Annotated in this window: 29 protein-coding genes; 8 read left to right on the plus strand and 21 right to left on the minus strand. The window is 61.6% G+C overall.

Translation table 11 applies throughout. The annotated features are described in order from the left end of the window. Positions 1 to 4: 4 nt before the first annotated feature. The 6 genes from X760_RS57590 to pgsA form a co-directional block, all read right to left on the minus strand. A complete protein-coding gene (locus X760_RS57590) occupies positions 5 to 274 on the minus strand; it encodes a hypothetical protein (RefSeq protein WP_023719785.1) in 270 nt (89 codons plus the stop codon). Between the two features lie 165 nt (positions 275 to 439). Next, positions 440 to 718, minus strand: coding sequence for an SDR family oxidoreductase (locus X760_RS79120; protein WP_348633226.1), 279 nt, complete (start codon positions 716 to 718; stop codon positions 440 to 442). Continuing rightward, positions 681 to 1,448 (minus strand): YbaY family lipoprotein, encoded by a 768-nt coding sequence (locus X760_RS57600; RefSeq protein ID WP_023719787.1) that lies wholly within the window; start codon positions 1,446 to 1,448, stop codon positions 681 to 683. Before X760_RS57600 ends, X760_RS79120 begins: the two co-directional genes overlap by 38 nt. Positions 1,449 to 1,534: 86 nt before the next feature. Next, a complete protein-coding gene (locus X760_RS57605) occupies positions 1,535 to 2,014 on the minus strand; it encodes a molybdenum cofactor biosynthesis protein MoaE (protein ID WP_023719788.1) in 480 nt (159 codons plus the stop codon). 3 nt (positions 2,015 to 2,017) lie between these two features. Further along, a complete protein-coding gene (gene moaD, locus X760_RS57610; RefSeq protein WP_023719789.1) occupies positions 2,018 to 2,275 on the minus strand; it encodes a molybdopterin converting factor subunit 1 in 258 nt (85 codons plus the stop codon). A gap of 1 nt (position 2,276) precedes the next feature. Continuing rightward, the gene (gene pgsA, locus X760_RS57615; RefSeq protein ID WP_023719790.1) at positions 2,277 to 2,873 is read right to left on the minus strand and encodes a CDP-diacylglycerol--glycerol-3-phosphate 3-phosphatidyltransferase; all 597 of its coding nucleotides are present in this window, start codon (positions 2,871 to 2,873) and stop codon (positions 2,277 to 2,279) included. A gap of 374 nt (positions 2,874 to 3,247) precedes the next feature. On the opposite strand from pgsA, the gene X760_RS57620 reads away from it, so the two are divergent. The 4 genes from X760_RS57620 to X760_RS78880 all read left to right on the plus strand — a co-directional run bounded on the left by X760_RS57620 (position 3,248) and on the right by X760_RS78880 (position 5,020). Further along, on the plus strand, positions 3,248 to 3,481 hold the full coding sequence (locus X760_RS57620; RefSeq protein WP_023719791.1) for an ATP-dependent DNA ligase: 234 nt from the start codon (positions 3,248 to 3,250) through the stop codon (positions 3,479 to 3,481). 80 nt (positions 3,482 to 3,561) lie between these two features. Beyond that, a complete protein-coding gene (locus X760_RS57625) occupies positions 3,562 to 3,759 on the plus strand; it encodes a hypothetical protein (RefSeq protein ID WP_156948089.1) in 198 nt (65 codons plus the stop codon). After that, a complete protein-coding gene (locus X760_RS57630; protein WP_023719793.1) occupies positions 3,759 to 4,475 on the plus strand; it encodes a hypothetical protein in 717 nt (238 codons plus the stop codon). Before X760_RS57625 ends, X760_RS57630 begins: the two co-directional genes overlap by 1 nt. Positions 4,476 to 4,888: 413 nt before the next feature. Then, positions 4,889 to 5,020, plus strand: a complete 132-nt coding sequence (locus tag X760_RS78880) for a hypothetical protein (protein WP_023719794.1) — start codon at positions 4,889 to 4,891, stop codon at positions 5,018 to 5,020. A gap of 195 nt (positions 5,021 to 5,215) precedes the next feature. Here X760_RS78880 and uvrC read toward each other — a convergent pair whose 3' ends face one another. Both uvrC and X760_RS57640 read right to left on the minus strand, forming a co-directional pair. Next, complete coding sequence (uvrC, locus tag X760_RS57635; RefSeq protein ID WP_023719795.1) at positions 5,216 to 7,294, minus strand: excinuclease ABC subunit UvrC; 2,079 nt, start codon at positions 7,292 to 7,294, stop codon at positions 5,216 to 5,218. Then, on the minus strand, positions 7,291 to 8,067 hold the full coding sequence (locus tag X760_RS57640) for an SDR family oxidoreductase (RefSeq protein WP_023719796.1): 777 nt from the start codon (positions 8,065 to 8,067) through the stop codon (positions 7,291 to 7,293). Before X760_RS57640 ends, uvrC begins: the two co-directional genes overlap by 4 nt. Before the next feature lie 422 nt (positions 8,068 to 8,489). Between X760_RS57640 and X760_RS57645 the strand changes: the two genes are divergently transcribed. After that, entirely contained in the window at positions 8,490 to 9,140 is a 651-nt protein-coding gene (locus X760_RS57645; RefSeq protein WP_023719797.1) for an outer membrane protein, read from the plus strand. Positions 9,141 to 9,237: 97 nt separating this feature from the next. Here the strand turns inward: X760_RS57645 and X760_RS57650 are convergent, their stop codons facing one another. Further along, complete coding sequence (locus X760_RS57650; protein WP_156948090.1) at positions 9,238 to 9,906, minus strand: Pr6Pr family membrane protein; 669 nt, start codon at positions 9,904 to 9,906, stop codon at positions 9,238 to 9,240. Positions 9,907 to 10,134: 228 nt separating this feature from the next. Further along, positions 10,135 to 10,731 carry a glutathione S-transferase family protein gene (locus X760_RS57655; protein ID WP_023719799.1) on the minus strand — a complete coding sequence of 199 codons (597 nt, stop codon included), beginning with the start codon at positions 10,729 to 10,731 and terminating at the stop codon, positions 10,135 to 10,137. Positions 10,732 to 11,266: 535 nt separating this feature from the next. On the opposite strand from X760_RS57655, the gene X760_RS77250 reads away from it, so the two are divergent. Then, positions 11,267 to 11,689: a hypothetical protein gene (locus X760_RS77250; RefSeq protein WP_210164499.1), complete on the plus strand. Its 423-nt coding sequence runs from the start codon at positions 11,267 to 11,269 to the stop codon at positions 11,687 to 11,689. Between the two features lie 457 nt (positions 11,690 to 12,146). Here the strand turns inward: X760_RS77250 and X760_RS57665 are convergent, their stop codons facing one another. Continuing rightward, positions 12,147 to 12,677: a DinB family protein gene (locus X760_RS57665; RefSeq protein ID WP_031194232.1), complete on the minus strand. Its 531-nt coding sequence runs from the start codon at positions 12,675 to 12,677 to the stop codon at positions 12,147 to 12,149. Between the two features lie 95 nt (positions 12,678 to 12,772). Here X760_RS57665 and X760_RS57670 point away from each other — a divergent pair, with 95 nt between their 5' ends. After that, positions 12,773 to 13,375, plus strand: a complete 603-nt coding sequence (locus X760_RS57670; protein WP_023719802.1) for a TetR/AcrR family transcriptional regulator — start codon at positions 12,773 to 12,775, stop codon at positions 13,373 to 13,375. Between the two features lie 41 nt (positions 13,376 to 13,416). On the opposite strand, the gene X760_RS57675 is transcribed toward X760_RS57670, so the two are convergent. Further along, positions 13,417 to 14,169 (minus strand): sulfite exporter TauE/SafE family protein, encoded by a 753-nt coding sequence (locus X760_RS57675; RefSeq protein ID WP_023719803.1) that lies wholly within the window; start codon positions 14,167 to 14,169, stop codon positions 13,417 to 13,419. A 135-nt stretch (positions 14,170 to 14,304) separates the two neighbouring features. Here X760_RS57675 and X760_RS57680 point away from each other — a divergent pair, with 135 nt between their 5' ends. Next, the gene (locus tag X760_RS57680) at positions 14,305 to 14,607 is read left to right on the plus strand and encodes a VOC family protein (protein ID WP_031194234.1); all 303 of its coding nucleotides are present in this window, start codon (positions 14,305 to 14,307) and stop codon (positions 14,605 to 14,607) included. An 88-nt stretch (positions 14,608 to 14,695) separates the two neighbouring features. Here the strand turns inward: X760_RS57680 and X760_RS57685 are convergent, their stop codons facing one another. The 9 genes from X760_RS57685 to X760_RS57725 all read right to left on the minus strand — a co-directional run bounded on the left by X760_RS57685 (position 14,696) and on the right by X760_RS57725 (position 22,419). Further along, positions 14,696 to 15,148 (minus strand): hypothetical protein, encoded by a 453-nt coding sequence (locus X760_RS57685; protein ID WP_023719805.1) that lies wholly within the window; start codon positions 15,146 to 15,148, stop codon positions 14,696 to 14,698. A 125-nt stretch (positions 15,149 to 15,273) separates the two neighbouring features. Further along, entirely contained in the window at positions 15,274 to 16,122 is an 849-nt protein-coding gene (locus X760_RS57690; RefSeq protein WP_023719806.1) for a 23S rRNA (adenine(2030)-N(6))-methyltransferase RlmJ, read from the minus strand. Then, positions 16,119 to 16,730 (minus strand): hypothetical protein, encoded by a 612-nt coding sequence (locus X760_RS57695; protein ID WP_023719807.1) that lies wholly within the window; start codon positions 16,728 to 16,730, stop codon positions 16,119 to 16,121. The genes X760_RS57690 and X760_RS57695 overlap by 4 nt, the downstream gene beginning before the upstream one ends. A 24-nt stretch (positions 16,731 to 16,754) precedes the next feature. Continuing rightward, positions 16,755 to 17,414, minus strand: a complete 660-nt coding sequence (locus X760_RS57700) for a TetR/AcrR family transcriptional regulator (RefSeq protein WP_023719808.1) — start codon at positions 17,412 to 17,414, stop codon at positions 16,755 to 16,757. 397 nt (positions 17,415 to 17,811) lie between these two features. Further along, entirely contained in the window at positions 17,812 to 18,714 is a 903-nt protein-coding gene (locus X760_RS57705; RefSeq protein WP_031194236.1) for an aminoglycoside phosphotransferase family protein, read from the minus strand. A gap of 18 nt (positions 18,715 to 18,732) precedes the next feature. Further along, complete coding sequence (locus tag X760_RS57710; RefSeq protein WP_023719810.1) at positions 18,733 to 19,182, minus strand: DNA polymerase III subunit chi; 450 nt, start codon at positions 19,180 to 19,182, stop codon at positions 18,733 to 18,735. A gap of 30 nt (positions 19,183 to 19,212) precedes the next feature. After that, positions 19,213 to 20,709 carry a leucyl aminopeptidase gene (locus X760_RS57715; RefSeq protein WP_023719811.1) on the minus strand — a complete coding sequence of 499 codons (1,497 nt, stop codon included), beginning with the start codon at positions 20,707 to 20,709 and terminating at the stop codon, positions 19,213 to 19,215. 86 nt (positions 20,710 to 20,795) lie between these two features. After that, on the minus strand, positions 20,796 to 21,179 hold the full coding sequence (locus tag X760_RS57720) for a VOC family protein (RefSeq protein ID WP_031194238.1): 384 nt from the start codon (positions 21,177 to 21,179) through the stop codon (positions 20,796 to 20,798). Positions 21,180 to 21,252: 73 nt separating this feature from the next. Beyond that, entirely contained in the window at positions 21,253 to 22,419 is a 1,167-nt protein-coding gene (locus X760_RS57725; RefSeq protein ID WP_023719813.1) for an NAD(P)/FAD-dependent oxidoreductase, read from the minus strand. Positions 22,420 to 22,684: the final 265 nt, after the last annotated feature.

The raw sequence follows: 22,684 nt of genomic DNA on the forward strand, positions 1-22,684 counted from the left end.
CAGTCTATTTCGCCTGGCGTTCCTTCACGTTCGCATGTTCGTTCGCCGCTTCCGTGTCGGTGGCCGGCGTCTGTGTATCGTGACCGGTGAACGGGCTGCCCTGCCCGGGCGCGAGATCGCCGCTATGACCAGCCTTGTTGGTCTGGAAAGGCTGGCTGTCAGGACTGAGACCATGTTGAAGGGCATCGAACAGATGGTCGTCCGCCTTGGCAAGGCCGGTGAAGGCAAGGAGCGATGCACCGGTGGCGGCAAGGATAAGCGCGTGCGTTTTCATGTCTGGACTCCTTTGAGTTAAGGCCAGAACGGGCCGCAGCCATTCTGGCGGCATCAACGAAGGGACAAACATCCCTTTTGCCTTACCCGCCATCGTATGAGGACGTAACGCGCGCTCTGTCCGGTTTATTCCGGCTGAAACACAACGTGATCGACATGCGGCCGATCAGGCGACCGAATAGCCGCCATCGGCGAGCAGGCCGTGGCCGGAGACGAACGAGGCGTCATCGGAAGCAAGGAAGGCCACGACCGTCGCTATCTCTTCCGGCGAGCCAGCCTTTGATGCGCCGCTTCGGCCTGACGTCTGCGCCGCCACCACAGGTGTGATCGTTTCGGAACGGTCCAAGGCCTGTTGAGAATCAGGGCAGGCCGAGCCGGTGCAGGCCTCACCTGAATATCGACAAGTCTCAACTCGCAGCATTGAACCGCAGGATGACGCGGTCATCCTTGTCGGCGATGATGAGCTTGCCGGCGTCGATATGGTACGACGCTGCCTTGGCTAGCGCCTCGAACAGCGCCTTTTCCTCGGCCATGACCTGAGGCGCGCAGGCCTTGAAGGTCGAGCCGATGTCGCTGATGGCGATCGTCGAGCCGTCTACCCTGGCGGTGGCGAAGTAGACGTTGCAAGGGCCGCTGCCGCCGGCCTTGCCGGCTTCGCTGATCCGGAATGTCGCCCGCGGCTCGGCAATCACGCCGATGCCATCGATATATTCGACCAGCCAGCTTTGGCCGAACACGGAGGCTGCCGCCGGCTCATCGCTCGGCGCCGCCATTTTCAGCGTGATGGTCTGTAGCGCGTCGCTGAGCGGATCGACCTGGTGGCGCGTGTCGGTGACGAACAGCAGCCGGTCGTCGACAGTGATGCGCGCCTGCAGAGCGTAGGTCATATCAGGCCGGATCACCTGCGGATCGAAGCTGATCTCGAACTTGATCGGCACCTGGCCGGCCGGCACCACCTTGCGCTCACCGATGATTGCGGCCGGCGCATCGGCCAGCGACACGTCGGCAAGCTGCACGGAAAGCACGGCATTGGGCGGCAGCGCGATGCGCTCGCGATACATCACCTCGCCCTTGAGGGACCTTTCGGCAGCCACGGAACGATCCGGAACGGCAAGTATGCCGACGGCTAGCGGCACCAGTCCGAAGATGAAGAACTCGGCGATCCTGTCCAGCATGATCCTGCTCCCCTTCCGGCAAAGGGTTTCGCAGGATTGCGGTCAATGAATGGCCGGCGGCGTATGGGCATGGCTGTCCCAGGGATTTATTTGGACGGCGGGCGCTTCCAACGGTCCGCCGCCTTGTCGTCGGCATCCTTGGCGTCGACCCAGTTGCCCTCGGAACCGTCGCTATGGTGTTCCTTTTTCCAGAACGGCGCCCGTGATTTCAAATAATCCATCAGGAAATTCGCGGCGTCGAACGCCGCCTGCCGGTGGGCGGAAGCGGCCACTACCAGCACGATGTTTTCGCCCGGCGCGATCTTGCCGTGGCGATGGATGACGGTGAGCCCCTGCAGCGGCCAGCGCTCGATTGCCTCGCAGGCGATGCGGGATATCTCGGCTTCCGCCATGCCGGGATAATGTTCGAGCTCGAGCGCGGAGAGCCTGCCTTGCTCGTCGCGGCAGAGGCCGGAGAAGGTCACCACAGCGCCGATGTCGTTGCGACCCCTGGTCAGCCTGGCGATCTCGGCGGCGACGTCAAAATCCTCCGCCTGGATGCGCACGACAGGCACCACCGCGGACATGGTTCAGCCACCGGTCATCGGCGGGAACAGCGCGATCTCGCGCGCGCCGGCAATCTTCTCGTGGTGCTCGACATGTTCCTGGTTGATGGCGACGCGGATCACGTCAGGATATTGCAGCGCGTTCTCGTACTCCTCGCCGCGCGATTTCAGCCAGCGCAACAGGTCGGCGACCGTTTCGATGCCGGCCGGCAGTTCGACCTCTTCCTCCGGTCTGCCGATCCGCTCGCGCACCCAGGCGAAATAGATGAGCTTCGTCGACATTTTATTCATCCATGATGTGCTTGAGGCCGGCGCGGAAATAGTCGTAGCCGGTGTAGAGCGTCACCAGGGCTGCGATCCACAGCAGCACCAGCCCGGTCTGGGTGGTCAGCGGGAAGATCTTGTCGCCGGCGGGACCTGCAAGCAGGAAGGCGATGGCGATCATCTGGATGGTGGTCTTCCATTTGGCGAGCTGCGTCACCGGCACCGAGACCTTCAAGGCCGCCAGATATTCGCGCAGGCCCGAGACCAGGATCTCGCGGCACAGAATGATGATCGCCGCCCATAGCGACCAGCCGGCGATGCCGGCATGGCGGTCGGTGTCGGCGGCAAGCAGCAGCAGGCAAGTGGCGACCAGCAGCTTGTCGGCGATCGGGTCGAGCATCTTGCCGATGTTGGAGGTCTGCTGCCAGGCGCGCGCCAGATAGCCGTCGAAGTAATCGGTGATCGAGGCGAGCAGGAAAATGATGAGCGCCGACCAGCGCGCGAAGTCGCTCGATTTCAGATGGCCTTCCAGGAAGAAGCACAGCACCACCAGCGGCACCGCCAGGATGCGGGCGTAAGTGAGCATGTTGGGCAGGTTGAACGCGCGCTGGGACATGTTTTGGGAACTCTTTCTGCCTGCTTAGTCAAATCAGAAGCGAATGTGGGGGGTCAACAGGCCAGAATCGATTAGCCAGCCGAAATATCGGCAATAGGGGCTTAGCTCTCGTGAAATAATTATTCGGGACAAACCGCGCAACGTTGCAACCACATGCTCCGATGTCGCGAATCGCCTGTCCCCGCAGCGAACCGCGTAATGCAGGACGCAACCCCCTAAAACATGGGGACAGGAAGACGCTTCTCAACGTACCCTGCGGCAATCAACCGCTCAACATGTAGCATTTTGCGGTCCTCAAGCTTGCACGATCGCGAGCAATACCATCTCACCAGGCGACGTTCAAACGTAAACCCGGTTCGGCACCTTTAGCATTGATGGCCACGCGCGATACGGAACGGCGCTATGTCGGTTCGGCAAACTTCGCCCTGACCAAGGCTATGCGCGAACGCCTTTGGCAACGTGTTCAAGCCGGCAAAGGCACACCACCAAAGGGCGCCGACAAGAACGAGGCCGAATGGATCAAGCCGGACCTTGTCGGCCGGGTCAAAACCCTCAAACGCGAAGACAAGCTACCCCATGCGACCTTGCGAGCTATCCGCGAGGAATAGTGGTTCCAGTACCAATGATGGCGCATGAAGATTGACAGGAGAGCCTCCAACAACGACTGATGTCCTGTTGGGGGAGCGAGATGAAACGTTTTGATTTGCTGGGGCTTGCTGTTCTTGTCGCAACCGTAGCGGCAGTAAGTTATTTCACGACCGGGTCTATCGCCGGCGGGTTTGCCTATGTCGCCGGCGAGGCAGTCGGTATCTTTCTGATGCTTAGCCTAGTTTACTACGCCCTCATAAAGTCCGCGCGCACTAATTTTCGCCACGATATTCTTTGATGACTGCTGCAGTTCTGGTTCTATCAAACCAAGCAAGGATAAGCGGCTATATCGACGTAAAGCGCTTCCAACGCGACATTCAGGCGGGGGGCGCGGAGAACTTTGAGAAGGCGTTAAGCACATCGCAGACTGTGATAGGGTCTGTAGGTCGCGACAGCCGAGAGGTAACTGACCAGACGAACAATAGTGTTGGACAACTTTTCACTCAATTTGATGACCACACCCTTGATGGGTTTCTAGAAACTGCGAAGGTCAAGGACCGCAGTGTACTATTGGCCTCGTATCAAGCGGCCAACGCCAAGCTGGTACAAGTCCGGCTTGTTATGCCCGCGGTCGATGCATTGCTGGCCGACGAGCGCACGAAAATTGTCGTTATAGCAAGCCGTTTGCCTGAAGGGTCACGAGATCCATTTCTTGGAGGGTTGTCCCAAGAACGGGCCGCAGAGCGCAATTTCGTGGAGCGTAGGGCTACGAATTACCAGCGCATGTTTGAGATCGCCGCGTCAGCGACAAAGCTTCTCTTGGATATGGGAGAGATTTCCATAAATGAGAGTGGCCAAATCCTATTTCCTGACCAGAATGCCCTTAAAAACTACAACGATCTCGTGGACGCTCTCCGACAAGTTGCGCTAGAGGATGAAAAAATCACCGTTGAAGCAGCCGCGTACGACAAAGCGCGCCTAGCCAGTGGCTGGAAGAAGATGATCGGCAACTAATCGCCGGTCACCTAGTCGCGCGTCAACCGATCGACAGTCTCAATGATCGCCTTCTACCCTGTGGCAAATGTTGCAGGGATAAAGCGCCAATGTCCCTCAATCCGAATGCTACAAACCCGGGTGCCGCATGGGACGGAATCATTTCGCGAACAAATGAACGGCGTACGCGAGGGCGCGCGGTCATCTCGGTATGGTGTAAGTAACGCAGATGTGATCGCCCCGTTTCGCGTAAGTTCGTTCCACTCAATGCACGTTGGTTCCACTCTATTCCTGTTCGTGCCACTTGTTCCCCAAACGTCTCGGGTATCACGGCATTTTGCCCGTTGACATCGCGCCGCCTGCCTGCGTCTATCTTAGCAGTTCCTTTTAGAACTTTTCTCAATGGCGAGATCTGTCTTGAAAGGAACGCCCCCATGATAGTTACTCTCGACCTCGGGCAGGTGCTCACCCTGACCGCGAGCCTATTTGGCGTCGTCGCCGGTCTGATCGCGATTGCTCGCTTCATCAAATGGTGGTGGCACAAACCCCAGGAACCGGGCGAATGATCGCGACCGCATACCGATCACCTACCCCCTGCCCTGACACACAGCGCGGTGTGACGGGTTTGGCGACCTCGACGCACTATGATCACCCCCGATATGAAACGCGCGCTGACCGCCCCTACAAAACGAATCTGCCAGAAATATCCGGTAGTTATGGCAGATATGAAAGCATCCGGCGATCAATGCGCCAAGGCATTTTCATTTCTCGTGAAAATGATTGTAGACCAATTTCGCCACCTGCTCGGAAATGCCGTCGATCTTGACCAGGTCCTCGACGGCGGCGCGGCTGACGGCCTTGGCCGTACCAAAATGCATCAGCAGCGCGCGCTTGCGGCCGGGTCCGATGCCGCTGATCTCGTCGAGCGTGCTCTTGACCATCTCCTTCTTGCGGCGGGCGCGGTGCGAACCGATTGCGAAGCGATGGACCTCGTCGCGCAGCCGCTGGACGAAATAGAGCACCGGATCGCGAACGGGCAGCGAGAATGAGTCCCTGCCCTTGACGAAGAAGCGTTCGCGGCCGGCGTCACGGTCCTGACCCTTGGCGATGCCGATGGCCACGACGCGGTTCTCGATGCCGAGATCGGACAGGATCTTGCGCACCGCCGTCATCTGGCCTTGGCCGCCGTCGATGAGGATGACGTCGGGCCAGGCCGGAAAGCCGCCGGCGTCCTCGACATCGTCGCCCGGTCCGGTAGCGCCCGCCTCGTCCGCGCTCTCGGTTTGCGGGGCATCGCCATGTTCCTTCAACAGCCGCGAGAAGCGCCGCTGCATCACCTCGCGCATCATGCCGAAATCGTCGCCCGGCGTGATCTCGGTCGAGCGGATGTTGAACTTTCGATACTGGTTCTTCACAAACCCTTCCGGCCCGGCGACGACCATCGCGCCGACGGCGTTGGTGCCCATGATGTGCGAGTTATCATAGACCTCGATGCGCACCGGCGGCTTTTCCAGGCCGAAGGTCTCGGCAAAGCCGGTGAGCAGCCGCGCCTGGGTCGAGGTCTCGGCGAGCCGCCGGCCGAGCGCTTCGCGCGCGTTCTGCAGCGCGTTGTCGGTCAGGTCCTTCTTCTCGCCGCGCTGCGGCACCGAGATCGACACCTTGCGGCCGGCGCGGGTGGAGAGGGCCTCCGCCAGCAATTCCTGGTCCTCGACGCCATACGACAACAGGATGGTGCGTGGCGTCGGCTTGTCGTCGTAGAACTGCGCCAGGAACGAACCCAGCACCTCGCCAGCTTCGAGCGCCGGATCGGCCTTGGGAAAATAGGCGCGGTTGCCCCAGTTCTGGCCGGTGCGGAAGAAGAACACCTGGATGCAGACCTGGCCGCCCTCCTGATGAATGGCGAAGACATCGGCCTCGTCGACGGTCTGCGGATTGATACCTTGATGGCTCTGCACATGCGACAGCGCCGCCAGCCGGTCGCGATAGATGGCGGCGCGTTCGAAATCGAGGTTCTCCGAAGCCTGCTGCATGGCGGCGGAGATCTCCGTCTTCACCTTCTGGCTGCGGCCGGAGAGAAAATCCTTCGCCTCGGCGACAAGCCTTGCATAGTCGCCATGCGAGATCTCGCCGGTGCACGGGCCGGCACAGCGCTTGATCTGGAACAAAAGGCAAGGCCGGGTGCGGTTCTCGTAGAAGGAGTTGGTGCAGCTCCTGAGCAGGAAGGCGCGCTGCAGCGAATTGATGGTGCGGCCGACGGCGCCGGCTGAGGCAAAGGGGCCGAAATAGTCGCCCTTGCGCGAGCGCGCGCCGCGATGCTTGTAGATGCCGGGCGAGACATGGTCGCCGGTCAACAGGATATAGGGAAACGACTTGTCGTCGCGCATCAGCACGTTGAAGCGCGGCCGCAAGCGCTTGATGAGGTTGGCTTCAAGCAGCAGCGCTTCGATCTCGGTGCGGGTGACGACGAACTCCATCGTCGACGTCTCGCGCACCATGCGGCCGATGCGGCTGGTGTGGAACCGACCTTGCGCGTAGTTGGTGACCCGCTTCTTCAGGCTGCGTGCCTTGCCGACATAGAGCACGTCGCCGGCGGCATTCATCATGCGGTAGACGCCGGGCGCGTTGGGCAGCCGCTTGACCAGCGTCTGGATCACCTCGGCGCCGACCATGCCGTCGGCATCGCCGGCATGCGGCGTCCAGTCGATGGCGGTGAAGGTGACGTCCGGACCAGCGGCTGCAGGCTCGACGACCTCCTCGGCTGCCTCGTCCTCGAGGTCGATTTCGGGCGGCAGGTCGTCGGCGCCGCCGCGCGTTTTTTGTTTCTGGTCCATGGGGCTCATTCCGTCATGCCTGTCACATCGGGCGTCTGCCATGCAAGATGCTGGCCGCCGTCAAGCGCGATCATCTGGCCGGTGACCGAGCGTGCCGCCCAGAGGTAACGGATGGTGTCACCGAATTCGGGCAATTCCGGGCCGCGCTTCAGGATCAGGCCGGCAATCTGCGCGTCGAAATCGCTGTCGTGCTGGCGCGTGTTCTTCAAGGTCGGGCCCGGACCGATGGCGTTGACGCGGATGCGGGGACCCAGCGCCTGCGCCATCATCTCGGTCGCTGCCCACAAGGTCGACTTCGACAGCGCATAGGAGAAATAACGCGGCGTCGGCCGCCAGACGCGCTGGTCGATCATGTTGACGATCAACCCCTCACTGCTCTGCGGCAAGGCCCGGGCGAAAGTCTGCGCCAACAGAGCCGGCGCCTTGACATGCACGGCGAAATGGCGATCCCAGGCCGGCCAGTCGAAATCGTCAACACTGTCGTGCTCGAACAGCGAGGCGTTGTTGACCAGCAGCGACACCGGTCCGAGCGCCGCCGCCGCGCGGCCGACAAGGTTGCCGACGGCGTCCATGTCGGTCAGGTCGGCAGCAACCACAGCGGCCCTGCCGTCTCGACCAAAATGACCACTGTTGATCCCGGCCGCCAGTGCCTCCGCCTCGGCCAGCGAGCGATTACAGTGAATGGCGACGGCAAAACCGTGCGCAGCAAGATCCTCGACGATCGCCCTGCCGATCCGCTTCGCCCCGCCTGTCACCAGTGCCGTCGCGGCGACCTTGCTCATCTGTCAATCCTCAATCTGATGCCGATTCCGACCTGCCGGGACCGGGCCGGCAAAATATGGCCTGCCAAGTGTTAAATCCCATTTCCACCTGGGGCAGGATTGTGGCAAAGTGGCCCGGTCGGCATTCTGGCTCGACCGGAATCCGGGCCAGCCCGACCGCAATATAGGGCGCGGGAGCCCTTGCACCAAGCCGTGTGCAGTGCAGCACGGCGAACCTGCTGACATCTCGCTGTTGCGAAGATGCAACGTCAAGGTTCTGCCTCATTCGTGCCAGGGAATGACCCAAGTTCAGGTTCGCTTCAGCCGCATTTCGACACGACATTTGGAACCGTTGAACGCCGGATCCGTTTCACCCCCCGGACGGGTTGAGGGCGCTCATGAAAAAACAAGCCTGTGTCCTGTGGCTTAAGGAGTAAAGAACAATGCAAGCCAATCTTAAATTTGCGCGACCGCTCGCGGTGGCGTTTGGGCTGTTCGCCCTCGGCGGAACCGCCTATGCCGCGGACGTGGTTCAGGAAGAGCCGCCGGCACCTGCCCCGATCGCCGAACTTCCGGTCGCATCCTGGGCCGGCCCCTATGCCGGTGTGAGCGTCGGCTACGGCTTCGCCGGCCATGCCGATGCCAAAACCGTTGGTGTCGACATCGATACCAAGGGCTTCGTCGGCGGCGTCTTCGGCGGCTACAACTGGCAGCAGGAGAACTTCGTCTACGGTGCCGAAGCCGATATCGGCTATAACGGCGTCAAGGGCGACGATGCCGGCATCGAGGCCAAGGGCGGCGTCGAAGGCTCGCTGCGCGCTCGCCTCGGCTACGCTGTTACCCCGGAAATCCTGCTCTACGGCACCGCCGGTGGCGCGCTGAAGAACCAGAAGGTGGAAGCCGCCGGCTTCAGCGACACCAACACCATGCTCGGCTGGACGGCCGGCGTCGGCACCGACATCAAGATTACCGACAATGTGTTCGGCCGTGTCGAGTACCGCTACACCGATTTCGGCGACAAGAACTTCGACGGTATCGGCAAGGTCAAGTCGACCGACAATCGCGTCACTTTCGGCGTCGGTATGAAGTTCTAAGTCGTCCAAGCCACGACACGAAAAAGCCGGGCCTCGCGCCCGGCTTTTTTTGTGCCCGGTGCCCATCCTGTCGGCATGGGCACGCGTGATCTCGAGGTCAGCGTTGAGCCAGCATCCGGTCGACCAGGACCAGAACTTCGGCTGCTGCGATGAAACCGAGGGCGATAGTGGCGCCATTCGACATGACTGCGACCCAGCCATTGGCGGACACATCTATGAACGGGTAAGCGTATTTCCCTTCAGCGACACCACGAGCCAGGGCATAAGCGAGATAGGCCAGGGGATAGAGCGCCCATAGAAGCGGATCGCGCCACGAGAGCCTCCCCTTTCGCGTGAATAGAAGCCAGAACAATAAGACAAGGACAGGATTGAGTTGGTGGAGCAGAAAGTTTGCTTCGGCGGTCGCGCCAGCCAAAGTGCGCAGCCCTTGGAGCAACACCGCGAAAATCACCCCGACCAGGGCCATCACGGCAGCCGTCCACGCCACCAGCGTTGGATGGTCGAAACGCTCCCCGAGGAGCGCTATGGCTGCGAATACAATGGCGACAAGACCGTTGGTCAGGATCGTGAAATATCCCACCAACACCCACAGCGAGCCAAGCATCGATGCACCGCCCTTGATCAAGGTGCTGAGTTCAAGGCCAATGCCAGTGCACGCGGATAGACAAATGATCAGGGCAAACAAGCGCTGTATCAAATCGCCCTCCCCCACCGGCTTACGTTTGAGAAAGCGACGATAAGACTGGGCGGAACGTCTGTCGACCAAAATGCCCCCAAGACCAACCTTCCAGCCTCGCCGGCCCGGCTCACTCCCAGCATGTCGAAATTGGCCGTTGCGCCTCCCGCCAGGAATCCGCTAAAGCGCGTCGCGTTCGACCGGCGGCATGCGACGCGCTTTAGGTTCCTGTTTTATGCATGTCGTTATCACAAAACCGCTGCACACTTTTGCGCGACATGCATTAGGGGAAGATCGGTAGCTTCGCCATCCCCGCCCTCAAGCCGGGATGCCGGGCTTCAGCTCCGGGAATTTCTCGTCGAAGCGTGCCGCCCAGCGCGTCAGCCGGCCGCGGCCCTTTTCCCATTTTCCGGCGAAGCGCAGCGAGAGATAGCCGAGGCAAGCGCGCAGCGCGATCTGGCCGACAGTGATTTTCTTCGGCAGCTTCGGCGGGTTGGCGTTGAGCAGATCGAGCGCGGCCGAAATCTTGCTCCACTGGCGCTCGAGCCAAGGCTGGTAGACCATCTCTTCGGGCCGCGTGCGCCGCTCATAGACCATCGACAGCGCGCAGTCGCAGATGCCGTCGGCCAACGCCTCCAGCACCTCCGCCTCGAGGCGCTTGTCGGGATTGCGCGGAAACAATGCGTTCTTGGACATCCGGTTGAGATGCTGGGTGATGGCGCGGCTGTCGTGGACCGAGCGGCCGTCGTCGAGCACCAGCACCGGGATCTTGCCGAGCGGATTGGCGCCGATCAGCGCGGCCGGCTTTTCCTCGGTCTTTATCGGCACGAGATCGACCGCAATGCCGGCATGAAGTGCTGCCATGCGCACCTTGGAACTGTAGGGAGAAGTAGACGCGTAGAGCAGTCTGGGCATTGTCGATTCCTGTTTACCGGCTACAGCTCCATATGTCCTGTTGGACGCGCAAGAGGACGCGGTAGCATTGTGACTTCGCGCATGACCCTCACCGAAAATCGATTCCGATTGGGGCTCGTGCGTGGGCACTGTTGACGACCGATCATGCTGGCTTCATCAACGGCCAGAGGCGGAAAACCGCGCCGCCAGCGCGCAGCCATTGTCTCGACTTCAATCTGGATGCGATGAGCCGGAGGTGCGGCGGCAGAAGCGAGCAGGTCGGACAATCCAAATCCGATCAGCTACCAACTCGGCCTTGCACCGAAGGTTGGTCTTTGGCAGCCACGAAAATCCCACCGGACTTCGCCGCGTGGCGAAGTCCTGGGAGCTGCGAAAAGACATCTTCCTCCCGCCTCTTTCTCGTCCTGCCCGACCGTCAGCTAGCAAGCGAGGCGCCTGTCCGGCATCCCGCCCTGGCTGTCTTGAGTACTGTCCCCGGCGATCGGAGAGCGGCGACTACTTCTTGGCCTTCGCCTTTGCGGGCGCTGCCTTCGGCTTGGCCGCGGGCGCTGCTTTCTTCACTGCTGCGGAAGATTTTGCAGCGGCGGCCTTTGCCGGTGCTGCCTTCTTCGCAGCGGGTTTCGCAGCGGCCTTTGCAGCCGGCTTCTTGGCCGGTGCCGCCTTCTTTGCCGGTGCAGCCTTGGCCTTGGCCGGTGCTGCTTTTGCCTTGGCAGGTGCTGCTTTCTTCACGGCTGGTTTTGCTGCCGCCTTGGCGGCCGGCTTTTTCGCCGGCGCTGCTTTTGCCTTAGGCGCGGCGGCCTTCGCTTTGGCAGCGGGTGCTGCTTTCTTCACAGCAGTTGCGGCCTTTGCCGCCGCTGCTTTTACTGGTGCTTTCTTTGCCGGTGCCTTGGATGCCGGCGCTTTGGATGACTGCTTAGCCATATCATGCCCCTTCCGTTGTGCCGACGGCCGTTATTGACCCGGCGCGCAATGCATATCTGACTCGCGGCTTGCTAGCCAGCGAAGCATTAGAATGATTTCTGCAGCTTAAGTTTCGGTTACGGCGAGCGCGCGACCATTTTACCGGTGCAAAAATCGGCTGCGAATCTTTGTGTCGCGCAGCGAAATTCTGCGACAGAAATTCTGCTCGCTCTATCTCGACCGGTCTTCGCGTCAAGCTCAGGACCTTTTCGACCAGCTCTGCGCTTCAACGTCCGACGCTCAGCGCGAACATTGTCAAGAGCGAAGGCGGTCGCCCGCCTCGTCTTGTCCGAAACGATAAACTACAGGTAAGTACGAAGCAACGCGACGAGCACGCCGCTGCACTATCTTGCACGACGCGATGAAAGTAAGCAGATAGCTCGCATTTCTGAAAGACAGGATATCGCTCGATAGATCCGGTCGAGCCGATCTCCTAATCGAAAACGCTCGGCCGTTCAGGCGCCGAGCGGCTCGCGCTGCTTCTGCAGCCGGCGCGAAGGCTCGGCCCTGTGGAGATGGACGGCGAAGGTATCCCATGGCGGCGTGACGGAAATCTGCGCCAGGATGCGCCCCGCTTCACCGCGATGATAGACGCCGTGCAGTACGACGTGGGTCAGCATTTCCTGTCGCGACATCAATGCCTTATCCCCGTCGGTGAACACGAATGCGACGGGCTCGGAGAGCTGTTGCGACGAAACGGTTTCGAGATAATCGAGATACCACCGATCGGTCGCCGCGACTGCGGCACGAAGTTCGTCGAGGGCCGGCGTGTCCTCGCTGGCGTCGGCGGAGTAGCCATGGCTTGCACCAACCAGGTGGGCTGAGAATATCGGCGACACCACATGGCTGTGATCGATGAGCCGTATCACGGCCTGCCGTTCCTTGCCGTGAACGGGCGGGTCGAGACTGACGAGCCTTTCCAGCAGTTCGTCATTTGCCCAGGCCTGATAGGCAAACAGGCTGCGAAGCAGGGCGTGCGCACTCATGGTCGGTGTCCTTTTCTGGAAATGCGAGTATGTTGTTCATATTTTCAGGAGAATGGGCGGGCGTGTCTACTCGCATTGCAAAACCGTATCCGCGCATGCGCAAGCAGCCGCGCCAGGCGCGTTCCAGGGCGACCGTAGAGGCGATCGTCGAGGCAGGGGCTCATGTTCTGAGCGGGCTGGGCTGGGCCGGCTTCACCACCAACAAGGTGGCCGAGACTGCGGGCGTGAGCATCGGCACGCTCTACCAGTATTTTCCCGACAAGCTTTCCCTGCTCGAAGCCGTCCGGCGCCGTCATTTCGATCATGTGCTGTCGGTCATTCGCGATTCGGCGGAAGGCCAAAAGCCGCTCAGGAAATTCGCGCAGGAGCTGGTGCGCGGCATGATCGCGGCGCACAGCATTCACCCGACACTGCATCAGGTGCTGCTCGACGAGGCGCCGGGCGATCGCGGCTCCAGGGCCGCCCACGCTTCGTTCCAGACACAATATCTCAACCACTACGCGACCGCCGTCGCCGCCTATCGCAAGCCAAGGAAAGGCGCCGACATGGAGACCGTCGCGCGCGTGCTGTCGTCGGCGATCGAAGGTGTGATCCATAACGCGGCACGCCGGAACATGCTCGCCGCGCCGGAGCTGCAAAAGCAACTCGTCGAACTGATCTGCGCCTACCTATCGGGCGCGGGCCGCATCGGTCGATAGCGCAGGGCACGGCGGAAGTCGGGGATTTCTGTACGTCGGATTCAAACCCGGCTCATGAGATGCGGCAAGGCCGATGCCAGCAATGCCGCACCTGATGCGGCCAAGAGCGTGAGGACGATCTTTCGAAACGTTGCTTCGCTGATGCCGATGTAGAGTCTCGCGCCAAGGAGTGTCGGTATCAACATCGCCGGCGCGACGATGGCAAACATCGGCAGCATTTCGAGCTTGATCTTTCCGGTCGCAAGATAGGCGGCCATCGTCATGGAGAGGGTCACAAGGTTGAAATTCTGGATGACAATGCGCTGCCTGTCCTTTTCCCATTGCCGCAGCACGCACCACAACGTTGGAACCGGGCCGGTGAAGCCGCCAAGCCCGCCCATGATGCCGCCAACCAGACCTATTGCACCGTCTGCAACAGGACCCCCGAACGTGATGGGAGGGAGGCGACGGGCAAAAAGCATCAAGGGACACCAAACGACCAGCAGCGCGCCGAAGATCAACTTGAACAAGTGCACATCCAGCAGGGGCAGGATGGCGACACCGACCGGAATTCCTATGGTCCCGCCGATCAGGAATGGCAGCAGAAGCTTGAGGTCGAAACCCCGGCGGACGGTGACGGCGGCGATGATTTGGCCGGTGAGCGCCCCAAAGACCGCCATGGCAGCAGCAAGCTGGGGCTCCACGGTCCAAACCCAAAACGACATGGCAACCAGGCTGAAAGCGAACCCGGACAGCCCTTGGACGAAACCTGCAACGACCGCCCCAATTGCAACAATATAAACAAGCGAATCCATGTAGTGCTGTTTCCCCGCAAAGTGATCGATGTGGCCGGTTGGCGTTGACCTGCATGGAAATCTACGATTTTCGCAACCTCCGTCCGACCTTGAGCGCCGGACAGTCCACACACCAAAGAGGTATGAATGCCCCCCTTGCCGAGCTTGGCATTTGTCACATGGTTTTCGGCTGACCCCAGATCAGCCGCGGCTTTCTATGCGAATTTCGGAATTGTCTTCAGGCAAGAGCAGCACGGCTCCGGTCCGATACATTTCGCGTTCCAAGGTCAAGGGCTCGCGATCGAACTCTATCCGGCAAACGAAGGAACGACGGCGGAAGGAGCGGGAACGATGATCGGCTTCGAGGTCACCGACGCGGACGAAGCGGCTTCTGCCGCGAAGGCCAATGGTTTTGGAATCATTGCGGATGTCAAGGCGACGGCTATGGCAGGCGTGTGATCGTCCGCGATCCTGACGGCCGTCAGGTGTTTCTTTTCTCGACCACCTAAGTGACGCAACAATCCATCGGGAATCGGAAGGCACTGGTTCAGCGCAGGACGCGGCAGCGGCCGTGGTAGACCATCCAGCGGTCGAAGCCCGAGACGCAGAATTCGACATTGTCGCCTATCGAGGCAAAGCCTTGGCCTTCCTCGATCAGATACCAGATGGTGCGGGCGTGGCCGTCGGAGAGGCTGACGGTGGCGCCGCAATAACGGCGGCCGATCGGCCAGGTGTCGTCGGCCGGCAGATAGCGATGCTGGTGGATGCGCTGGAAATCGACGATCTGCACATCCGGCAGATGCGGCACGTGATGCACCTGATACGAGAAGCGGTCGGTGATTTTGTTCAGCACCCAGGCCTCGCCGCAGACGCCGCTGTCCTCATCGGTATAGATTGCAAGGTCGGCGGCCTGCACCGCCTGAGTAACGCCGAGAGGCGCAGCCAGCGGCGTGCAAACGGCGAGCAGTGCGGCAAGGGCGGATTGGGCGAAGCGAGTCATGGCAGCCTCTCAAGGTCGACTGCGCGCACTGTGCGGATTCGCTGACGCGCGGTCAAGCGGTTGTAGTGACGATGGTTACGGTGACGAAGGTTGCGCTGAGGGAACGGCAAGGACCGCACCTCAAACTACTCTCCCGCCAGCCAGTCCAGCGTCCAATGCGATGGCTGCTCGACAGCAAGCAGCCGGTGCAGCGCCGGCAGCAGCGTCCGCAACTCGCCCTCCAGGGTGAAGGGCGGATTGACCATCACCATGCCGCAGCCGTCGAGGCTCGGCTCGACCGAGGCCGGCCTAATCTCAAAGCCGACGTCGAGCAGCCTGGGAATGCCCGTTTGCTTCAGCGCCTTTCGGAAGGCGGCGACCGCCTTGCGGTCCTTGAGCGGATACCACAGCGCGTAAATGCCGCCTGGCCAGCGCCGATGGGCTCTTTGCAGCCCGTCGACCAAGCGACCGAACTCGCCCTCTTCCTCGAAAGGCGGATCGATGAGCACGAGGCCGCGCTTCTCCTTTGGCGGCAGATGCGCGCCGAGCGCCAGCCAGCCGCCGAGCTCGATCACCCGGGTCTGGAAGTCACCGTCGAACAGCGCCTTCAGCCTGGCAGCATCCTTAGGGTGCAGCTCGACCGCCGACAGCCGGTCCTGCTTGCGCAGCAGGTGCCGGGCGATCAGCGGCGAACCCGGGTATTTTTTCACGCCGCCGTCCGGATTGAGCGAACGGACGGCTCCAAGATACGGTGCCAGCAATGCCGCCGCCGGGGCGTCGAGGGCGGCATCGGCCAGCCGGCCGATGCCGCCCTGCCATTCGCCCGTCTTTTGCGCTTCGGTTGAGGACAGATCGTAGCGGCCGATGCCGGCATGGGTGTCGATGACCCGAAACGCCTTGTCCTTCTGCTTCAGATATTCGATCAGCCGGCTGAGCACGGCATGCTTGACGACGTCGGCGAAGTTCCCGGCATGGTAGGCGTGGCGATAGTTCAATTGGAGCCCCTGCCCCAGCGCGGCGGTGGCGGCTGCGAGTTCGGATTTTCCGGCCGGCGGCCGCCGAAACGGAATGCCAGCGCCAGCCCGGCCAGGCCGGCCGCCATCAGGGAAAAACCGACCGGCCGCGCCCGGCGGTCGACCTCGCCGGCAGCCGAGCGCAGGACGAGGTCGACGGCCCGCATCGGAATGCCCTCGGCGTCGCCCGGACCGACGGTGAAGATGTAGGAACCGGGGGTAACGCTCGGGATCAGGCCGGCCTCGTCGCGAAAGATCCTGTCCGGCAGCTGTGGGCTGACCTGGCGCGGATTGTCGGAGTGATTGAACTGCAGCGTCGAGGCGAGCACCGTCCTGCCGCCGGTGGCGGCGGTCAGGGTCAGCACGGTGCGCTGCTGCGAGACGATGCGCTCGGCTCTTGCAGTGAGATCGACCAGCACGCGTAGCGGCCCGTCGCGTGCGCTCAGGGCCACCGTCACCGGCTTGAACCGGCCCTGGTCGTAAACCCGCCAGGTGCCGATCTCACGGCCGGAGAAATTGGTCATCGCCCAGGGATAGACGACGCCGATGCCGGTACCGATGAGCAGGATCAGAAGAAACAAAAAGCGCATGCGGACAATGCCCCGTTGATGCAACTACCTCGCATTGGCACCGTCGCGGATACGCTCCATCTCGTCCAGCAACATGTCGAGGCCTATATCGAAGGTCTTGTCAAAACCGGCTGTGCCGAAATATGCCCCGGCAGCCATGACGCCGGGGAAATCCCGCGCTAGCGCTTCATCGCTCACCGTGGTGACCGCCGAAGGCCCTTTGGCGTAGCCGGCCGTCTCGTCAAGGATCGCGCCCATCAGATAGTAGCTCGTGGCTCGGAACAACCGGGCGCTGAGTTCCAAACCGAAACCGCCGGCTTCGAACAGGCCGATCACGTCGTTCAGCTTGGCGAGACATGTCGGCGAATTCATGCGGTAGACCACAATGAACGGCGCAAAGGCCGGATGTTCGGTGGCGACCCGGCGGTATTCCTTCACGGCGACGTGGATCCGCTGGCGCCAACGCATGCCGTCGTCAGGAATCTTGATCGAGCTGATCTGTCGATCGACCAGTGCCTCGTAAAGATGCGCCTGGGAGGGGAAATGATGGTAGATGCTCATCGCTTCGCAGCCGAGTTCTGCCGCCAGCTTGCGCATCGAAAAGCCGGAAAGCCCCTCCCTCTCGATTACCTCGAAAGCCGCATCCTCGATCATCTCGCGAGACAGCCGGCCGCGCGTTCGCTTTTTTTTGACTGATATGTCCATGGTGCCGCTTGACAACTTACGCTGTAAGGTTAATTTTCGACATTACCTTACATCGTAAGGCCAACCAAAACCAGAGGAGAACGCCATGAACAGCTTCCATATCGTTTTCATTCCACGCCCTCTTCGCTTCATCATGCATCCTTGCTCGCCTCCACGGTCCACGCGCTGACCCTGACGCTGGCCTCCGCACCGGCCCGTGCCGACGACTATGACGCAACCATCAAGGACATCCAGTCGACCATGGGCGCTTGGAGCTCTATCTTCAACGGCATGCAGGTCGATTTCGATCTTCAACGGCATGCAGGTCGATTTCGATACGTTCAGGAGGGAGACGGGCGGTCAGTAATGCTTTCGTTTTTGGAGCGGGATGCGTTCAAACTGAATTCTCCATCCCGCTCTAACTGTTTGTGTGATCCGCCAGCACCTCATTGATAACCCGCCACGATTTTTCCGCCTCGCGCTGGTTGCCGTCATGTCCCGAAGCGACGATCAGCGCCTTCCAGAGCGCCCAGCCCCGAGCGCGCGCCCAGCTGTGCTCGTCAAGGGAAATGGCGTCGCGGAACGCCTGGCGGCTCTCGCCGTAAAATTCCGTCCATGCGATCACCAGGTCACAGGCAGGATCGCCGATAGCCGAACTGCCGAAATCGACGACCGCGCAGAGCTTGCCATCTTGGACGAGCAGATTGCCTGAGGCAACGTCGCCATGGACCCAGACCGGCGGCCCTTGCCATCGCGAGCCGAGCGCGGTCGCCCACACCGCCTCGGCGGTTGCCTTGTCGATGCGGCCGCCGAGCGCCGAAAGCGCGGCTCGGGTCTGGGCGTCGTAGACTGAAAGCTGGCCACCGCGGTGGAAATTATGCTGACCTGCCGGTGGTCCGCCAGCGGCGTCGATCCGGTAGAGCGCAACCAGAAAGCCGGCCAGCGAACGAGCGAATTCATTGAGATCGGCAATCAGCCCACCAGCCGCCGGCCGACCGCGAAGCCAGCGATAGACGGACCAAGGCCATGGATAGCCTTCACCGGGCGCGCCTCTGGCCAGTGGCACCGGTATCGGCAGAGGCAAGTGAGGCGCGAGGCGAGGCAGCCAGCGATGCTCCTTCTCGACCTGGGCAACATAGGCGGCAGCGCTGGGCAGCCGCACCGACATTCGATCGCCCAGCCGGAAGGTGCGGTTGTCCCAGCCGCCAGGCTCGACCGGCTCTACCGGCAGGTCCGCCCATTCAGGGAACTGCGCGGCAATCAAGCGGCGAACAAGTGCGGCATCTATCGATATGCTTGGTGTTTGATCATCAGGCGGCATCGGGCTTGCTCAGGTCTTCTAAGCCTTGCGTTCCCAGCGCCGGTCCGGTGTTTGCTGCCAGTAGGTCACGGTGTGGCCGGCCTCCTTCATTGTCTTCCAGTGCGTGCGTGCCGCCTCTAGCTGGGCTGCATCGTGGCCGTCGAACAGGAACACGGCGCGCTGGTAGCCGCCAAGCTCCGGCGGCACCGCGCCATCGACCAGGAAGCGTATCTGCGCCTGGTTCGGATTGTCAGGTCCGACGGTCAGAAGCACCGGCTGCTCGGCGGGATGGGCTTCGCGGTCCGTTGCATGGGCCAGGAACGAATCGTCCCGGAAAGTCCACAGATGCTGGTCCAGCGCGTCGCGCCGTTCCTCGGTGCCGGTCTGCACCACGGCGCGCCAGCCGCGATCGATGCTGCGCTCCAGGAGGCCGGGCAGCGCGTCCTCCAGGGTCGATTCGGTCAGGTGATAGAACAGGATTTCGGCCATGACTTCAGTCTAAATCATTTAGCGCGCCGCTCATTGCTCGTAATGATCGCGCACCAATCGGTCGAGCAATCTGACGCCGAATCCGGAAGCCCATGACTGGTTGATCTCGTTGGAGGGCGAGCCCATCGCGGTGCCGGCAATGTCGAGATGCGCCCAGGGCGTGTCCTTGACGAAGCGCTGCAGGAACTGCGCGGCGATGATGGCGCCGCCATAACGGCCGCCAATATTCTTCATGTCGGCATTCTTGGACTCGATCAGCTTGTCGTATTCGGCGCCGAGCGGCATGCGCCACAACCGCTCCTGCGTCGCCTGACCGGCCGCCGTCAGCCGGTCCGCCAGCTCGTCATTATTAGAGAACAGGCCGGCATAATGCTGGCCGAGCGCGACCATGATGGCGCCGGTCAGCGTCGCCAGATTGATCATGAATTTCGGCTGGAAGCGGTCGTTGCAGTACCACAGCGCATCGGCCAGCACGAGGCGGCCCTCGGCGTCGGTGTTGAGCACTTCGATGGTCTGGCCAGACATCGAGGTGACGATGTCGCCCGGTCGTTGAGCGTGGCCGTCGACGGCGTTTTCGACCAGCCCGACAATGCCCACGACATTGACCTTCGCCTTGCGCGCGGCCAGCGCGTGCATCAGCCCGGTGACGGCAGCAGCGCCGCCCATGTCGCCCTTCATGTCCTCCATACCGGAGGCCGGTTTGATCGAATTGCCGCCGGTGTCGAAGGTGACTCCCTTGCCGACGAAGGCGACCGGGCTTTCCTTGGCCTTGCCGCCGTCCCACCGCATGACGGCGATGCGGGCGCCACGCGGCGAGCCCTGCGCTACGCCCAGCAGCGAACCCATGCCGAGCTTCTTCATCTCCTTCTCGGCCAGGATCTCGACCGTGACGCCGAGCGCCTCCAGTTGGGCGATGCGGGCGGCGAATTCCACCGGTCCCAACACATTGGCCGGTTCATTGACCAAATCGCGCGCCAGCAAGACGCCGTCGATCACCGCCGCTTCATCGGCAAAGGCCTTCTTTGCGGCCGCCGGATCGGCCGTGTGAATGGTCACCTTTACCGGCTTTTTTGGCTCACGCTTGCCGTCACCATTGTCCTTTTTGGTCTTGTACTTGTCGAAGGAATAGCTGCGCAGCAGGATGCCCGCGGCAAGCTGAACGGCTTGCCTGCCGCTGACGGCGGCGCCGGGAAGATCGAGCACGACGGCCACTTCGGTTGCCTTGCGAAAGGATGCGGCAATCGTGCCGCCGAGCTTCAGCCAGGCGTAGTCATCGAGATTGGAGCCCTTGCCGGCGCCGACCGCCACCAGCCGCTCGAGCGACGTCCCTTCCGGTGCCAGCACTTCGACCTGGCTGGCGAATTTGCCGGTGAAGTCGGCGACGGGAAAGGCCCGCTCGAGGGTCTTTGCCGGATCGCAGGCCCTGACGGCATCACCGAGGCCGCCCTCGTCGGCCGCCAGAACGAAAACGCTGCCCTTTTTGGGCGCGGCGAATTTGGCGAAGGCGATCGAGGGTCTCGAATTCATCATGTCCTGCTTTCGGGGAAATGCGTTGGATTGTCGGGAGAGGCGTTCGATTGGGCAGATCGGACCTAAGATGCCGTGTTGTTGCGTCAGTGAGCGGCGGGTTGAAACAGCTCGATGACATTGCCGGATGGGTCTTCGAGCAGGGTCTGGGAACCGCCGACGCCCGTTATGATATCGTTGCGAAAGACAAGTCCAGCACTCTTGAGACGCGCAACCTCTTCTTTCAGGTCCGGCACCACCAGCAGGATGCGGTTCCAGCCTCCCGGCACCGGCTGCCGGCCGTCGGGCATCGCCCGTGCACCCGAACTGCCGGGTCCGCTTAGAAGGAGCCGTAACGCGCCGCGCGTGACGGAGGCAAAAGCCGGTCGCGCGTCCTGTTGGACGGTGAAGCCCAGATGTCCGCAATAAAAGTCGATCGAGGCGGCGACATCATCGACCATGTAGCGAATGCTGACTGGCGTCATGATCATTGACCTTTCGGTTCGAGAACGTTCCAACAAGGCGTATCTATTGCGGGGCGCACAGTCGGCATAGTCCTGCTCATTATCGCTGCTTGACAATCCGCGCCGCTATCGCCCTAGCCTGAATGCGGGCATTGGCGAAACAACCGCGAATGCTCGGCCGCATGCCGGTAAACCACAGACCGGGCAATCGCGGGTCGGCTTCGCCGCCGTTGAAAAGCGGAACGCCCTTGCCGTCGAGAACGCCGAGCTTGCCGACCATCTGCTCCAGCCCGGTCCGGTAGCCGGTCGCTGAGATGACGATATCGGGCGTGATAAACCTGCCGTCGTTCAATATGATGCCGTCGCGAGTAAATTCTCGCAATGGCGGCACCACCACGATCATGCCTGCCTTGATGGCGCGAACCGCGCCGTCATCGGCTGCGATCGCGGTGTAGTCGGCGCTCAGACGGCTCGCACCTCCTATGGAGGCCGGCGGAAGCCCGAATTTCGTCAGGTCGCCGAAAACCAGGCGCTGGGTTGTCGCCATCACCGCATCGGCAATCCGTACCGGCAAGCGCGCCATGAAAGGCGAAAGCCTGTGGACGGCGATCTTGCAGATGCGTTTCGGCAGCAATGACGGACCATTGCGGGCCGACAGCCAGATGCTTTCGGCGTCTGCATCCGCAAGATGATTGAGGACGTCGAAACCCGAATTGCCTGCACCGACCACCAGCACCTTTTTGCCGGCATAGTCTTTCGCCTCGCCAAAATCTGCCGAATGGACGATCCGGCCGGCAAAATCCTTCATGCCTTTCCATGCGGGAATAAACGGCTGCCGGTCGCGCCCGGTGGCGACGACGACATGGCGCGCCGGACGGGATCCGGAATTGGTCTGTACGGTCCAGTGATCGCCATCGAACGTGATCTCTTCGACGGCAACGCCGAATGTGACAGGCAGCCGGTGCACTTGGCTGAAATCGTTCAGATGGCGAATGACGGCGGTTCTGTGCGGGAAGGCCGGGGTGCCTGCGGGATAGCCGATGCCGGGCAGCGTCGAGAGATCGCGATGCGTGTTGAGGTGCAGACGTTGGTGCCGCCGATGCCAGGGCTCGGCAAGCCGGCTCTCCTTTTCCAGGACGAGCGTCGGTACGCCGGCCTTCATCAGGGCGTGGGCGGCGGCAAGGCCGGCCGCGCCGGCGCCGATCACAATCGCGCCATCAAAGACCGCTTCCCAACCGGTTTGACTGCGCAATTTTTCCGCTTCCATGCTGGGGCTCAACAGATCCTGACCCGTCTTATCACGCCGCCGCGGCGGCGATCGGCGCGACATTTGGTCGTTTTGCCGCATTTGACAAGACTTTGGCCGAAATCGCTCCCATATGCGACATTGAACCATCCACGATTCGTCGCGGCACGGCCCCGCTTCCCGCCGCAACCTGTTGTTAACCAACAATGTTCGCCCTTTCTTATCCATTGCCGCCGACACTCCGGCCCAGCGGAATTTGCGATACGGGACAGAACCCAGATCGAAC

This window comes from Mesorhizobium sp. LSHC420B00, from assembly GCF_000503055.1.
In the GTDB taxonomy this organism is placed as follows: Bacteria; Pseudomonadota; Alphaproteobacteria; order Rhizobiales; family Rhizobiaceae; genus Mesorhizobium.